Annotated in this window: 11 protein-coding genes and 1 tRNA gene; 5 read left to right on the top strand and 7 right to left on the bottom strand. The window is 71.6% G+C overall.

Annotated elements, in window-relative coordinates:
• Both ACIQ7Q_RS13305 and ACIQ7Q_RS13300 read left to right on the top strand, forming a co-directional pair.
• Nucleotides 1–2,796, top strand: a complete 2,796-nt coding sequence (locus ACIQ7Q_RS13305; protein WP_403859771.1) for an FtsX-like permease family protein — start codon at nt 1–3, stop codon at nt 2,794–2,796.
• Nucleotides 2,793–3,746 carry an ABC transporter ATP-binding protein gene (locus ACIQ7Q_RS13300; RefSeq protein ID WP_403859768.1) on the top strand — a complete coding sequence of 318 codons (954 nt, stop codon included), beginning with the start codon at nt 2,793–2,795 and terminating at the stop codon, nt 3,744–3,746. The genes ACIQ7Q_RS13305 and ACIQ7Q_RS13300 overlap by 4 nt, the downstream gene beginning before the upstream one ends.
• A gap of 141 nt (nt 3,747–3,887) precedes the next feature.
• Here the strand turns inward: ACIQ7Q_RS13300 and ACIQ7Q_RS13295 are convergent, their stop codons facing one another.
• The 7 genes from ACIQ7Q_RS13295 to ACIQ7Q_RS13265 form a co-directional block, all read right to left on the bottom strand.
• Complete coding sequence (locus ACIQ7Q_RS13295; protein WP_403860552.1) at nt 3,888–4,550, bottom strand: hypothetical protein; 663 nt, start codon at nt 4,548–4,550, stop codon at nt 3,888–3,890.
• A gap of 8 nt (nt 4,551–4,558) precedes the next feature.
• Nucleotides 4,559–5,008, bottom strand: a complete 450-nt coding sequence (locus tag ACIQ7Q_RS13290) for an acyl-CoA thioesterase (RefSeq protein ID WP_403860549.1) — start codon at nt 5,006–5,008, stop codon at nt 4,559–4,561.
• Between the two features lie 8 nt (nt 5,009–5,016).
• Entirely contained in the window at nt 5,017–6,681 is a 1,665-nt protein-coding gene (ettA, locus tag ACIQ7Q_RS13285) for an energy-dependent translational throttle protein EttA (RefSeq protein ID WP_403859765.1), read from the bottom strand.
• Between the two features lie 229 nt (nt 6,682–6,910).
• On the bottom strand, nt 6,911–8,323 hold the full coding sequence (locus tag ACIQ7Q_RS13280; protein ID WP_403859762.1) for a Cys-Gln thioester bond-forming surface protein: 1,413 nt from the start codon (nt 8,321–8,323) through the stop codon (nt 6,911–6,913).
• Between the two features lie 258 nt (nt 8,324–8,581).
• Nucleotides 8,582–9,037, bottom strand: coding sequence for a single-stranded DNA-binding protein (locus ACIQ7Q_RS13275; RefSeq protein ID WP_403859759.1), 456 nt, complete (start codon nt 9,035–9,037; stop codon nt 8,582–8,584).
• A 120-nt stretch (nt 9,038–9,157) separates the two neighbouring features.
• On the bottom strand, nt 9,158–10,921 hold the full coding sequence (locus tag ACIQ7Q_RS13270; protein ID WP_403859756.1) for a GTPase: 1,764 nt from the start codon (nt 10,919–10,921) through the stop codon (nt 9,158–9,160).
• Nucleotides 10,922–10,927: 6 nt separating this feature from the next.
• Complete coding sequence (locus tag ACIQ7Q_RS13265) at nt 10,928–12,532, bottom strand: dynamin family protein (RefSeq protein WP_403860546.1); 1,605 nt, start codon at nt 12,530–12,532, stop codon at nt 10,928–10,930.
• 306 nt (nt 12,533–12,838) lie between these two features.
• Between ACIQ7Q_RS13265 and ACIQ7Q_RS13260 the strand changes: the two genes are divergently transcribed.
• The 3 genes from ACIQ7Q_RS13260 (at nt 12,839) to ACIQ7Q_RS13250 (ending at nt 13,773) form a co-directional block, all read left to right on the top strand.
• A tRNA-Arg gene (locus ACIQ7Q_RS13260) sits at nt 12,839–12,911 on the top strand.
• 144 nt (nt 12,912–13,055) lie between these two features.
• Nucleotides 13,056–13,325 (top strand): type II toxin-antitoxin system Phd/YefM family antitoxin, encoded by a 270-nt coding sequence (locus ACIQ7Q_RS13255; protein ID WP_403859753.1) that lies wholly within the window; start codon nt 13,056–13,058, stop codon nt 13,323–13,325.
• Nucleotides 13,315–13,773 (top strand): type II toxin-antitoxin system VapC family toxin, encoded by a 459-nt coding sequence (locus ACIQ7Q_RS13250; RefSeq protein WP_403859750.1) that lies wholly within the window; start codon nt 13,315–13,317, stop codon nt 13,771–13,773. The genes ACIQ7Q_RS13255 and ACIQ7Q_RS13250 overlap by 11 nt, the downstream gene beginning before the upstream one ends.
• Nucleotides 13,774–13,809: the final 36 nt, after the last annotated feature.

The following is a 13,809-nucleotide window of genomic DNA, read 5'->3' as shown; positions in this document are numbered from 1 at the left end:
ATGAATCCGCGCTCCACCGGGGCCGAGAGCCCGCGCCGACGCGTCGTGGCCCCCTGGGTCGCAACCCGGCTGCGCACCGCGCCGGGGGCAGCGGTCGCGTTCGCCGTACTGGTGCTGCTCACGGCGTTTCTGGCGGCCGCGTTCCCGCGCGCCGTCGACTCCTACGAGAACCGCGGCCTGCGCCACGATCTGCGGGACGCCGCGGCGTCCCGCAGCGTGCTGGAACTGAGCACCCCCCAGCCACCGCTCCAGATGCCCCAGGCGGCGAGGGAGGATGCGCTGCGTCCCGAGCGCCTCGCCGACGCCCACCGCGAAGTGGTCGAGTTGCTGCCGGAGCCGTTGCGCGCGGACGCGGCGCAGTCGGCTCACGGTGTGCGGACCGCCAAGGGCCTGATCGGCAGTGATCGTTGGCTGCCCCGCCCCGACTCGCTGCCGCCCGAGTTCGTGCTGGCCGCCCAGAGCGGACTCGCCGGCCACTCCACCGTGCGCGAGGGCCGGCTGCCGCGGACGGCCGGCGAGGTGACGGCAGCCACCAAGCAGCTCGAGGCCGCCGTCACCGCAGAGACCGCGAAGACGATGCGTATCAAGGTCGGATCCGTGGTGCACCTGGGCGAGCCGGGTGCCTCCGCCCTGTCGGTGCGGATCACCGGGATCGTCGACCCCCGTGACCCGCACGGCAGTTACTGGTCGGCCGAGGAACTGCTGCGCACACCGGGTCTGCTCGCCAAACCCTCCAGCCCGCCGCCGCTGTACTGGCAGGCCGCGCTCCTCATCGCCCCCGAAGCCGCCCCCGCGCTTCTCGGCACCCTTGGCGAACCGGAGCCGTACTGGCGCATCACGCCCGCCACCGGACACCTCACACGGCAGGACGTGCCCCGTCTCACCGAGCAGGTGGCGTCCCTCGAAAGCGGCCCGGAGCTGCTGAAGATCAAGAGCGTCGTCGACGAGAACGCCGCCCTGACCACCGACGTCGACGGCATCCTCGCCGCCGGCACCGCGATGCGCGAGGCGATCGCACCCGTGGTCGCCGTCGCGGCTTTCGGGATCGGCACCGTCGCCGCCGTCGTGATGTCGATGACCGGCGGACTGTTCGCCGCCCGGCGCCGGGCCGAGCTGGCGCTGCTGCGCTCGCGCGGCGGCTCGCTGCGCGGCATCGGCGGCCGACTGCTCGCCGAGACCGCCGTCGTCGCCCTGCCCGCTGCGGCCGCCGGGCTGCTGGTCGCCGTCCTCGTCGTGGACGAGGCGAGGCTGCTGCCCGCCGTCGCCGGCGCGGGGGCCGTGGCGCTCGCGGCGAGCGCCGCGCTGCCGGTGCGCGCGGTCGTGCAGCACCGCCGGCCCCGTGCACCGGGCGAGCGCGACGACCTGGTCCTCGCCAGGCCCTCCAAACGCCGCACGGTCGCCGAGCTCACCCTGCTCGTACTGGCCGTGGGCGCCGTCGCGGCGCTGCGCCGACGCGGCACGTCGGACGGCGCCGACCATCTCGTCAGCGCCGCGCCCGTCCTGGTCGGCCTGATCGCCGCGCTGGTGCTCGTACGGCTGTATCCGCTGCCGCTGCGCTGGGCCGCCCGACCGGCAGGAAGGCTGCGCGGCGCGGTCGGTTTCCTGTCACTGGCCCGGACCGGGCGGTCCTCCGCGGCCGGGGCGCTGCCGCTGCTGGCGCTGCTCGTCGCGCTGACCACGGCCGCGTTCGGCGGTTCCGTGCTGGCGGGCGTGGCGGACGCGCGGGACCGGGCGGCGCTGCTGGCGACGGGCGCGGACGCCCGGATCTCCGGCCCCGGCGACTCGGTGGCGCTGCCCGAAGGCGCGGAACGGGCCGTACGGGACGTCGTCGGCGTCAAGGACGTGACGGCCGTGCGGATCGAGCATGCCCTGACGCTCCCGGCCCGCGACCGGACCGATCTCGCCGCCCCGCCTGCCGTGTCCCTCGTCGCCGCCGACCCCGACTCGTACGCCCGGCTGGCCCGGGACCTGAGGCTCGGCGCTTTCCCCGCGGACGCGCTCGCCGTCGGCACCGCGGACGGCAAGCAGGTACTGCACGCCGTCGCCTCCCCAGGGGTGGCGAAGTGGCTGGGCGACGGGACGCACCGGATCACATCGCTGGCCGGCGACTTCGACGTCGAGATCAGTACCGTACGAGCCCGGACCCCGGCCGTCGCGTCCGCCGAGTTCCTTGTCGTCGACGGCTCCCGGCTGACCCACCAGGCGCCGACCGTCCTGCTGGCCACCGGCGCCGCGATCGACGGCAAGGCCCTGCGGGCGGTCGTCCACGGCATGGACGGGGACGACGACGTCACCCTGCGGCTGCGCGACGAGGCTCGGGCGACCTTCACCGACTCGCCGGTGCAGTCCGGCGCCGAACGGATCTACGCCGCGGCCGTCGCGGCGGGCGCCGGCTACGCCGTTCTCGCCCTGCTGCTCTCGCTCCTGCAGTCCGCGCCGGAACGGGCCACCCTGCTGGCCCGGCTGCGCACCATGGGCCTGACCACCCGGCAGAGCCGCCAACTGCTCGGCCTCGAAGCACTGCCGCCGGCGCTGCTGGCCGCCGTCGGCGGCATCCTCGTCGGCTGGGCCACGATCCACCTCCTCGCCCCCGGCGTGGACCTGGTGCGCCTGGCACTGGCCGCAGCACCTGGCATGGCACCGGTGGGCAGCGCGTCCCTGCGGGCCGACCCGTGGTCGCTGGCACTGCCCGCGGCCGGCGTGGTGGTGCTGGCAGGGGCCGTCGCCGCCGTACAGGCCTGGTGGGCGGGGCGCCGCGGATCGATCACCGAACTCAGGGCAGGAGACATGCGATGACCGACACCACCCTGGAGCAACTGGAGAAGCGGGCCGCCGCCCACCGCGACCGGCCCTCGTACGGGCACGACGCGCTGATCGCCTGCGACCGGCTCGTCCGCATCTTCGCCGCCGACGGCGTCGAGGTGCAGGCCCTGCAGGGGCTCGATCTCCTCGTCAAGGAAGGCGAGTTGATGGCGCTGGTCGGCGCGTCGGGCAGCGGCAAGTCGACCCTGATGAACATCCTCGCTGGACTGGACGTCCCCTCCGCGGGGGCGGCGCGGGTCGCGGGATGCGACCTGCTCTCCATGGACGCGAAGGCACGCCTGCGCTACCGCCGCGAGGTCGTCGGCTTCGTCTGGCAGCAGACCGCGCGCAACCTGCTGCCCTACCTGACGGCGGCGCAGAACGTCGCCCTGCCCATGCAGTTGCGGGGCAGCAGCAACCGAGGCAACCGGCGCAAGGCCGACCGCGTACAGGAACTCCTGTCGATGCTCGGTGTCGCGGAATGCCGTGACCGGCGCCCGCATCAGATGTCCGGCGGCCAGCAGCAGCGCACCGCGATCGCCGTCGCCCTCGCCAACTCCCCCGACGTGCTGCTCGCCGACGAGCCGACGGGTGAACTCGACTCGGCGACCGGCGAACAGGTGTTCGCGGCGTTCCGCCGTGCGAACGAGGAGCTGGGCACGACGATCGTCATCGTCACCCACGACCAGGCAGTCGCCGGCGAGGTCCGTCGCACCGTCGCCATCCGCGACGGCCGCACGTCCTCCGAGGTCCTGCGCCGTACGGAGATCGACGCGGAGGGGCAGGAATCGGTCGTGGCCCGCGAGTACGCCATGCTGGACCGCGCCGGGCGACTCCAGTTGCCCGCCGAGTACACGGCGGCGCTGGGCATGGAACACCGCGTGATGCTGGAGCTGGAACAGGACCACATCGGCGTCTGGCCGGACGACGGGGCGGAGCACTGACGAGGCGGGGCGTCCCTGCCGCGTTTCAGGGGCGCGGCGTTCTTGGAGGCGCCGCGTTTCAGGAGGCGCCGCGTTTCAGGAGGCGCCGCGTTTCAGGAGGCGCCGCGCGGCGGAGCCGCATGCACCAGCGCAGCGGCCGCGTCATCCCCTGGGCGTGACCGGCAGGCCCCCCAGGCCGCCGCCCGACCTGAGCGCGATCGACCCGAACGGTGTCCGCAGCCGCAGCCACGCACCCGACGCCAGCAGCGCGACCGGTACTCCCGGCCGCAGGAAGCCGAGCGACTGCGCCGCGTGCACGGCGCGCAGCGGCAGTCCCGTGCCGCCGACCGTGCGCGACCAGATGTCTCGGCCGATGCGGTCCCGCTCGGCGCGGGTGCGTCGTTCTGCCGGCAGCGCCTCGTCGCGGTCGCGGAACTCGGCGACGGCCGCCGCCACCGCCCCGCGCATGGCGCCCACCTCGGGCAGCCCGGGAACCTCCTGCCAGCCGCCGCGCGGCGGGAGGACCCCGGCCCACGGCGGCCCGGTCACGGCACCGGGTACGGCGAAGTCCGCGCTGCTCAGCGACTCCAGCAGCTCACCTGCGGAAACGGTGACGTCCAGCTCCACGGGTTGCGCGAGCCGCGCCGTACGGACCGCGAGCACCTCGAAGGACGGCGGACGTCCGAACACCGCGAGCGCCCCGCCCCCGGCCTGCAGTCTGACCGCGGCGGCGCGGTCGTAGTGGATCAGCCGGGCGAGGAAGGCGGAGAGATCCTCCGCCTCCCTCGCGTCGGCGAGATGCAGACTCCACACGGGTACGGACATGGGCGCGCTCATGCGGCGAGGGCACCCTCGGCGGGCTTGTCCGCGTCGTCGAGGTACTTCTCGAGGAAGGACTTCTCCTCGGCGGTGATCCGCCGCGGACGCTGCGTCTCGAGGTTGAACGGCACCACGATGGTCGAGGCCCGCACATACACGTGCGAGGAATCGTCCGCTTCCTTGACCTCGTACGCGATGGTCAGGGATGCGGCGCTGATCTTCGTCACCCACGACTCGATGACCACCGGCTCGTGCCGGTGCACCAGCGGCCGCACGTAGTCGATCTCGTGCCGTGCGACCACCGAACCGCCGGAGAACGACGGCGAGCCGTTCCCCGGCGCCAGCCGGAACATGAAGTCGATGCGTGCCTCTTCCAGATACCTCAGGAAGACCACGTTGTTGACGTGCCCGAAGGCGTCCATGTCCGACCAGCGCAGGGGGCAGCGGTAGATGTGCCGAGCCATTCGCGTCATCAGCCCCGGGTGAGCTTCTTGTAGGTGGCGCGGTGCGGACGGGCCGCGTCGGCACCGAGGCGGTCGACCTTGTTCTTCTCGTACGACTCGAAGTTGCCCTCGAACCAGTACCACTTGGACTCGCCCTCGTACGCCAGGATGTGCGTGGCGACCCGGTCGAGGAACCAGCGGTCGTGGGAGATGACCACGGCCGCGCCGGGGAACTCCAGCAGCGCGTTCTCGAGCGAGGACAGCGTCTCGACGTCGAGGTCGTTGGTGGGCTCGTCGAGGAGCAGCAGGTTGCCGCCCTCCTTCAGCGTCAGCGCCAGGTTGAGGCGGTTGCGCTCACCACCGGAGAGGACACCGGCCGGCTTCTGCTGGTCCGGTCCCTTGAAACCGAAGGCGGAGACGTAGGCGCGGGACGGCATCTCGACCTGGCCGACGTTGATGTAGTCCAGCTCGTCGGAGACGACGGCCCACAGCGTCTTCTTGGGGTCGATGTTGGCGCGGCTCTGGTCGACGTAGGAGACCTTGACCGTGTCACCGATCTTGATCTTTCCGGAGTCCGGCTCCTCGAGGCCCTGGATCATCTTGAACAGCGTGGTCTTGCCCGCACCGTTCGGACCGATGACGCCGACGATGCCGTTGCGCGGCAGCGTGAAGGACAGGTCGTCGATGAGGACCTTGTCGCCGAAGGCCTTCGACAGGTTCTCGACCTCGACGACGACGGAGCCCAGACGCGGGCCCGGCGGGATCTGGATCTCCTCGAAGTCCAGCTTCCGCATCTTGTCCGCCTCGGCGGCCATCTCCTCGTACCGGGCGAGACGCGCCTTGGACTTGCTCTGGCGGCCCTTGGCGTTGGAGCGGACCCACTCCAGCTCTTCCTTGAGCCGCTTGGCGCGCTTCTCGTCCTTGCGGCCTTCGACCTTGAGGCGGGTGGCCTTCTTGTCGAGGTACGTGGAGTAGTTGCCCTCGTACGGGAGCGCGCGGCCGCGGTCGAGCTCGAGGATCCACTCGGCGACGTTGTTCAGGAAGTACCGGTCGTGAGTGACGGCGACGACGGCGCCCGCGTACTTCGACAGGTGCTGCTCGAGCCAGTTCACCGACTCGGCGTCGAGGTGGTTGGTGGGCTCGTCGAGGAGCAGCAGGTCCGGGGCCTCGATCAGCAGCTTGCAGAGCGCGACGCGGCGCTTCTCGCCACCGGAGAGGTTGACGACCGGCCAGTCTCCGGGCGGGCAGCCCAGAGCGTCCATGGCCTGGTCCAGCTGGGCGTCGAGGTCCCACGCGTTGGCGTGGTCCAGGTCCTCCTGGAGCTTGCCCATCTCTTCCATGAGCGCTTCCGTGTAGTCGGTCGCCATGAGCTCGGCGACCTCGTTGAAGCGCTTGAGCTTGCCCATGATCTCGGCGGCGCCGTCCTGGACGTTCTCCAGCACGGTCTTCGACTCGTCCAGCTTCGGCTCCTGCATGAGGATGCCGACGCTGAAGCCCGGCGTCAGGAAGGCGTCGCCGTTCGACGGCTGCTCCAGACCCGCCATGATCTTCAGCACGGTGGACTTACCGGCACCGTTGGGGCCGACCACACCGATCTTCGCACCGGGCAGGAAGCTCAGCGTCACGTCATCGAGGATGACCTTGTCGCCGTGCGCCTTGCGCGTCTTGCGCATCGTGTAGATGTACTCAGCCAAGAGAAACCGTCCGGCAGGAAGTGGGTGGGCAGATACACCCATCTTGCCGTACGCCGCCCCTTCGACGGAAACCGCGTGGCCGGGGCCCGGGCCGCGGTGCGCGCGCAGGGGCGCCGCGTCGCGCTCCGCGTCCCATGAGTGTCGCGCTCCGCGTCCCATGAGTCAGGGCCCGGCACGTTCCCGTGCAGGGCCCTGGCTCTGTGCTGTGTCACCTACCGCAGCGCCGGTATCACTCCCCGCTGGAGGCGCTCTCCCTGCGGAGGAAGAACACCGCGCCGCCGCCTACGAGCACCAGCACGATCGCGATGCCCGCGATCATCGGCGTGGCGCTCGAGCCGCCCGTGGCCGCGAGGTCGCCCTCGAGGCCCGCGGACGTGCCGCCCGCCGACGCGGGGCTGGGCTGGGACGACGGGGTCTCCGTGCCGGGCTCCTGCGGCGGGGTCGCGGTCTTGCAGTCCAGGACGCCCTTGAAGTTCTTCTTGAACCCGTCGGGCCCGGTGATCGTGAAGTCGTACGCCTGGTCCTCCGTGACCGGCACGGTCACCGTCCGGGACTCACCGGCCGGGATCGTGTGCTCGAAGCCGGCCAGGGAGAAGGTGAACGGGGCGTCACCCTTGTTGCCGGCCGTAATGTCCACGCCGCCCTTGGTGCAGTTCTTCTTCGCGGACAGCGACGGGACCGCACCCGTCTTCGCCCAGGTCGCCGTGGCGCTCGCCGAGACCGTGGACTGGCTGGAGCCGGCCAGGATCTGGGTCTGGCTCTTGGTGGCACTGGCGAACGCGCGCCCCACCGGCACCGACATACTCGCCTGGACGGACAGCGCGGCCGTCCCGTCCGCGGCGTCCTCGGGGACGTCGAAGTACAGCTTGCTGCCGTCGCCGGCGGAGGTGACCGGCTTGCCGGCCTCGTCCGTGATCTTGATCCCGCTGGCCGCCGCGTCGGCGGGCGGCGCCACGGCGACCTGACCGGCGTCGGTGCGCACCGTCACCGGGCCGAGCCGGCTGCCCGGCTTGCCGGAGACCGCGTTCGGCTCGAGGCTCAGCGAGGCCTTGGGCTCGGCGACCTCCTCGGCCGACTCCTCCAGCCAGTCCGCGAGCTTCTCCGCCTGCGGGTCGGCCGCAGTGACGTCCGCGCCGTCCGAGAAGCGCCAGATGGCGACCTGGGTGCCGGCGGCAGCGGTCTTGTCCGTGAGCTGGCCCTCGAGGTCCGCGCTCTCGGCCAGCGCAGCAAGATCATTGACCTGGGGGAACGAGTGCTGCAGGATCCAGCGGATCTTGCCCGCGTGCTTGTTCGCGCCCAGCGACGTCTGGTCCCAGGGGGTCTCCAGGTACTTGGCCTGGTCCTGGGTCGGGTTGTGGATGTCGATGCAATAGGTCTGCAGCTGACCGCCGCCGTCAACCGTCATCTCGAAGAGACCCGCGAGGATCTCCTGGTCCTTGCCGTTGGTGTGCAGCACCGCCTGGTCGTACGTCTTCAGCCCGTCGAGCGTGGCGACGGCGCCGCCTTGGTGCTGAACGGCGTCGTCGGCGGCGGCCGTACCCGCGCCGGCAAGGGACCCGGTGACTATCAGGCCGGACACCACGGCCGCGGCGGCCAGACGGCGAGCGGCTCGCCGCTTGCGTACGGCTGACGCAGAGAACACAGCAAACACAGCAGAATTCCCCTCCGGGCGAGACCTTTTCGCGTGTGACGCGTGGGGGGAGTGCCTCGCCAGCAGACTCAAGTGCCCCGTGAGTACTCGGGAATCCTATGGACGGAGCGCGGCGTGATCCCCCGTCATGCCATCAGATAACCATTCCGACTCGGAATCGTTATCCCCGCTGGTCAGTTCACCCCCTGATCGCCCTTTTCGCCGATGGAGCGCCGAGCACGTGAATCCGCCTGGCACCCCAACTCCCCTTCAGGACACGGCAGCTACCGGTTCCCTCGGCGCCGTGACCGCTGTGCTCTCGGAGACCGGCCCCGCCTCGCCCGGTCGCCCCGTCAGGCCCGGCCTGCCCTTCACCACCCGCCTAAACGCCGAGGTCCCGCGGGTCAGGTCGTGCCCCACCGCCAGTGCGTCGATGTCCACGAACGTGCGCCGCCTGCCGTCCGCCTCCTCTTCGCGCACCTTCAACCGGCCGTGCACGAGAAGCGGTTCGCCCACGGAGACGGAAGCCGCAAGATTCTGCGCGAGAGACCGCCATGCGAAGACCGTGTAGAAGCTCGTGGGCCCGTCCGTCCAGTTACCGCCCCGGCGATCCCAGCGCCGCGACGGCACCGCGAAACGGAATCGCGCCATCCCTCCCGTGGCCGTTTCCCGGTACTCCACATTCGTGGCCACATTCCCCACCACCGTCACCATGGTGTCGTTCATGACGGTCACCTCCCCGTCCGGTTGCATTTGCCCGATCGCTGTGGACCGGTCTCCATGCTGGACCGGACGGAAGGATCCGGCCGACGCCTGTGGACGAACGCACCGCTGTGGACAACCCGGTCACCCGACCCGCGAACGCACCCGCCCGTGCGTGGCCGAGACCGTCGTGTACCGCTCCCGCACCTCCCGGTACCGCATGAGCTCCGTCGCGATCGGATCGAGCACCTTCGCCCGCCCGCACCCTGCGGCGGCCTCCTGGAGGCGGCGTCGCGCATCCTGCCCGTACCGCCGCGCCGGCCCCTTCGTCGCGGCCGCGCACGCCCACTCGACGAGCGGCCCGCCCACGATGCCGGCGAGCATCACCAGGACCGGCGGGACGAGCCCCGGTTCGAGGACGCCGATGATCTGGCCCACCAGCCACAGGCCGCCGTAGATCTGCAGCAGCGTCATCGAGGCCTGAGCCAGCACCGCCGCCGGCCACCACGCGGGCCGCAGGGGACGCCCCTTGGTCTCCGCCGTCTCTCGCGCCGCCAGCTCGTCCAGCGCCTCGGGGAGCCCCTGCGCCCCCCTGGCCGCCGCTTCCCGCACAGCCTGCGCCCACGGCGCCGGCAGCCCGTGCGCCGCCTCGTCCGCGACCGTACGGACCGCCTGCTCGACCCGCTGGCGCGCGGTCGGCTCCTCCTCGGCGGGCGCCGCCGGCTCCACGGAGGCGGCCCCGGGCGTGCGCTTGCGCTCGTACCAGCGCCACAGCCGCAGCCACGGAGTGCCACACGCGCGGCCCGCGTTCCTGCGCCACTCGCGTTCCGCCGCCTCACCCGTCGCGGTCGCGCCGATGGCCTCCCCGAGCCGCGCCGAGAAGTCCTCGCGGGCCCGCTCGTCCAGGCCGGTCCGCCCGTCGGCCACATAGACGGGCCGCAGCTTCGCCGCCGCCGCGTCGACGTCCGCGGACAGCCTGCGCGCCGCGGCGCTGCGCTCCTGCACGAACGCGCCGACCATCTCGCGCAGTTCGCCGACGCCCTCACCGGTGAGCGCCGACACCGCGAGGACAGTGGCACCCGGCTCGCCGTGCTCGCCCAGTGCCATGCCGTCCTCGTCGAGGAGCCGGCGCAGATCGTCCAGGACCTGGTCGGCGGCCTCGCCAGGCAGCCGGTCGATCTGGTTGAGCACCACGAAGGTGATCTCGGCGTGCCCGGCCAGCGGCCGCAGATAGCGCTCGTGCAGGGCCGCGTCGGCGTACTTCTCCGGGTCGACGACCCAGATCACCGCGTCGACCAGGGCCAGCACCCGGTCGACCTGTTCCCGGTGGCGTACGACGGCCGAGTCGTGGTCCGGCAGGTCCACCAGCACCAGGCCGTGCAACTGTTCGTCGCCGTCGCCGCCCGCGAGGGGCTTGCGCCGCAGCCGCCCGGGGATCGCGAGCCGGTCCAGCAGACCTGCGGCCCCCTCCGACCAGACGCAGGCGATGGGCGCCGACGTGGTGGGCCTGCGCAGCCCGGTCTCCGCGATGCGCACTCCGGCGAGCGCGTTGAACAGAGTCGACTTGCCGCTGCCCGTGGCGCCGGCGATGGCGACGACGGTGTGGCGCGAGGAGAGCCGCTGCCGGGCAGCAGCCTCGTCGAGGACCCGCCCGGCCTCCGCGAGGGTCTTTCCGTCCAGCCGGGTCTGGGAGAGGCCCAGCAGCTCGCGCAGGGCGCTGAGCCGCGACTGCAGAGGACCGCCGTAGGTGCCGCCGATGGGCAGGTCGTCGTCGGCGATCAGCAGATCTCCGCCGGACTCCGCCGCATCCCCGTCCACGGCCCCCGGCGGCTGACCGGCGCGGCGGGCGATCAGGCCGTCGTCCCAATGATCCCCGGTCTCGTTCTCGTCGTCGGTGATGGCGGTCACCCGCGGTCACCTCTCCTTCTGCAGTAGGGACAGCGCAGCGATCAGCTCGGCCTGCGGCTCGGGTGTCACCTCGAGTGCGTCGAGGGGTGCGAGCCGCCGCTCCCGTTCGTTGTTCAGTACGTCGTCGACGTACGTCGTCACCAGCTCGGCGCCCTTGTCACGCAGCCGCAGGGCACTCTGGGCGCCGATCCGTTCGGCGAGCCGCTCTCCCGCGCCGCGTGCCCGCCGCCCGCCGAGGAGCGAGGCCGCGAGCAGCGCGGCCACCGTCTCGGGGTCGGGCGCGGCGTTGCGCTCCATCCCCCGGACCTCCTCCTCCGTGAACTCCTCCAGGACGCGTCGCCAGCGACGTACGGCCATCCCGATGCGCTCCCCCACCTCCAGGTCGCGTCGGCCCTGCCGCGCGACCGCTTCCGCCGCCGGCTCACGCCGCCAGGCGTTCTCGACCTGCTCGTCGGCGGCGGCGACGGCGCACTGGAGCAGCGCAGACAGGCTGGCGACCAGGGAGTCCAGCAGCTCGGCCGCCGAACTGTCGCGGGGGTAGCCGCGCCAGCGCGTGCGCGCGTCACCCGCCAGCACGGCGCCGGCCCGCAACTGCCTGCGCACCCGTTCGCGCTCCGCCTCGTACGCCTCCTCGACCGTCCCCGTCAGCCGTACGGCCGCCGCGTACTGGGCGGCCACCGCGCTCGCGAGCTCGGGCATCCGCGCATTGAGCGAATCGATCACACCACCGGCCGTACGGGCCATGGCCTGCTGGCGCGCCGCGGGGTCCTGCGCCCGGTGCGCGAGCCAGGAGAACAGCGCCGCGACCGCCGTGTTGGGCAGCAGCCCGTGGGCACCGCCGGCCGACTCCGGCAGCTCCGGGATCGTGAACCGCGGCACCTCGCCGAGCCCCGCTTTCGTGAGCAGCGCCGCGTATTGCCGCGACACGTCCTCCAGGACCTGGTGCGGCACCCGGTCGAGCACGATGACCAGCGTGGGGTTGTACTCCTTCGCCGTCCGCAGCAGATGCCAGGGCACGGCGTCGGCGTAGCGCGAGGCCGTGGTCACCATCACCCACACGTCGGCTGCGCAGATCAACTCGCCCGCCAGCAGCCGGTTCTCGACGACCAGCGAGTCGATGTCGGGCGCGTCGAGGAGCGCCAGCCCGCGCGGCAGGGACGAGGCCGTCTCGATCCGCAGCGCCTTCTCGTCCACGGCCCGGCCCGTCTTGCGGGGCCGCTCCTCCTCCACCTCGTCCTGCGGAGGCAGCCATACGCGGGTGAGCTGCGGCAGCACCCGCATCCCCGCGAACCAGTGGTGGTCGTCCGGATGGCACACCAGCACAGGGGTGCGCGTGGTGGGCCGCAACACCCCCGCCTCACTGACCCGTCGCCCCACCAGGGAGTTCACCAGCGTGGACTTCCCGGCTCCGGTGGATCCACCGATGACGACGAGCAGGGGGGCTTCGGGCTCCTTGAGGCGGGGCACGAGGTAGTCGTCGAGCTGTGCGAGCAGCTCTACCCGCGTCTGCCGCGCCCGTGGAGCGCCGGCGAGGGGAAGCGGTAGACGCACGGCGGCGACACGGTCGCGCAGGGCGGAAAGTGCGTCGATCAGCTGAGGCCGTGCATCCAAGGTCACCACATGCGAAGAATGCCCAATTTTGGAGGCTTTTTGAAGCGTATGAGGATCTCTGCGCGCCGATCGGACAGAAGGGGCACACGGGACGAGTGGGACGCAGGCATAACGAGTGCACAACACCCGTGCCGCGAGACGTCAAAAGCGGTGCACGAATCGCACCTGCCTGCGATTATCGGTTCGCTTCACCGAACCTCCACATCGTGCCACGCAGGTGAAGCAACCGGGCCAAGGGAAACGGAGCCCTATCCTTGTGCCCGGCAAGGCCGCGGACCACCCGAGGGGGGCTCCAGGCCACCATCGGCCCCCGTAGCTCAGTGGATAGAGCAGGCGCCTTCTAAGCGCTTGGCCGCAGGTTCGAGTCCTGCCGGGGGCGCACACAGCCTCTCACCTGCGGAAACGCGTGAGGGGCTGTTTCATGTCAGGAGGCACATCGCTCTACGACCAGGCACCTTCACCTGTGCACGATCGTGGGTACCGGTGTAGCACCGGGTAGCACATCTTCGCTATCGTGGACAGCATGACAGCGCAGCCGGAGATCACTCAGCGCGATCTGCGCACCCGCTCCAAAGAGATCATGGACGCCGTCCAGGGAGGACACGCGTTCACCGTCACCCGCGACGGGCACCGTATCGGCGAGCTGATCCCGCTCCGCCACCGTCGCCGCTTCGTTCCCCGTGCCGAGTTCGCGGCCATGTCACGCACCGCCCCCGACATCTCACTGGACGCCTTCCGCGACGACCAGAACACCGTCGTCGAGCAGGAGTTGGACGACCCGTATGCCCGTTGAGCACGAGCAGGGATTGCTCGATACCGACATCATGATCCTGCGCAAGTGGATCGACGCCGACGAACTGCCGGCCGAGATGGCCATCAGCGCCGTCACCCTCGCGGAACTCTCCGCCGGACCCCACCAGGTGCGCGGCACCGGCGAGCAGAGCGACTACGACGAACACGCCGAGCGGGCCCGCCGCATGGACGTCCTGCAGCGCGCTGAGAACGAATTCGACCCCATTCCGTTCGACGTGGAGGCCGCCCGCCTCTACGGCAGAATCTGCGCCGCCGTTGTCTCCGCAGGGCGCAAGCCCCGTCGACGCGTGGCCGACCTGATGATCGCCGCCACCGCGGCCGCCGAGCAGCTCCCCCTCTTCACCACCCACCCCGACGACTTCAAGGGCCTCGACGACCTGGTCACCATCGTGCCCGTCACCCGGCCCGAGATCCTGCACGACCGGTAGCGCCGTCCGCCCTGCCCCATGCGAGCGCCCGGAGTC

The sequence above is a fragment of the Streptomyces sp. NPDC096176 genome (genome assembly GCF_044763255.1).
GTDB lineage: Bacteria > Actinomycetota > Actinomycetes > Streptomycetales > Streptomycetaceae > Streptomyces.
This window is presented reverse-complemented; position numbering and strand designations above follow the sequence as displayed.

Coding starts and splice junctions, on each gene's coding strand:
- ACIQ7Q_RS13250 (WP_403859750.1), top strand. CDS start 13,315: ATGCCCGTTGAGCACGAGCAGGGATTGCTCGATACCGACATCATGATC.
- ACIQ7Q_RS13305 (WP_403859771.1), top strand. CDS start 1: ATGAATCCGCGCTCCACCGGGGCCGAGAGCCCGCGCCGACGCGTCGTG.
- ACIQ7Q_RS13295 (WP_403860552.1), bottom strand. CDS start 4,550: ATGTCCGTACCCGTGTGGAGTCTGCATCTCGCCGACGCGAGGGAGGCG.
- ACIQ7Q_RS13275 (WP_403859759.1), bottom strand. CDS start 9,037: ATGAACGACACCATGGTGACGGTGGTGGGGAATGTGGCCACGAATGTG.
- ACIQ7Q_RS13255 (WP_403859753.1), top strand. CDS start 13,056: ATGACAGCGCAGCCGGAGATCACTCAGCGCGATCTGCGCACCCGCTCC.
- ACIQ7Q_RS13300 (WP_403859768.1), top strand. CDS start 2,793: ATGACCGACACCACCCTGGAGCAACTGGAGAAGCGGGCCGCCGCCCAC.
- ACIQ7Q_RS13290 (WP_403860549.1), bottom strand. CDS start 5,008: ATGGCTCGGCACATCTACCGCTGCCCCCTGCGCTGGTCGGACATGGAC.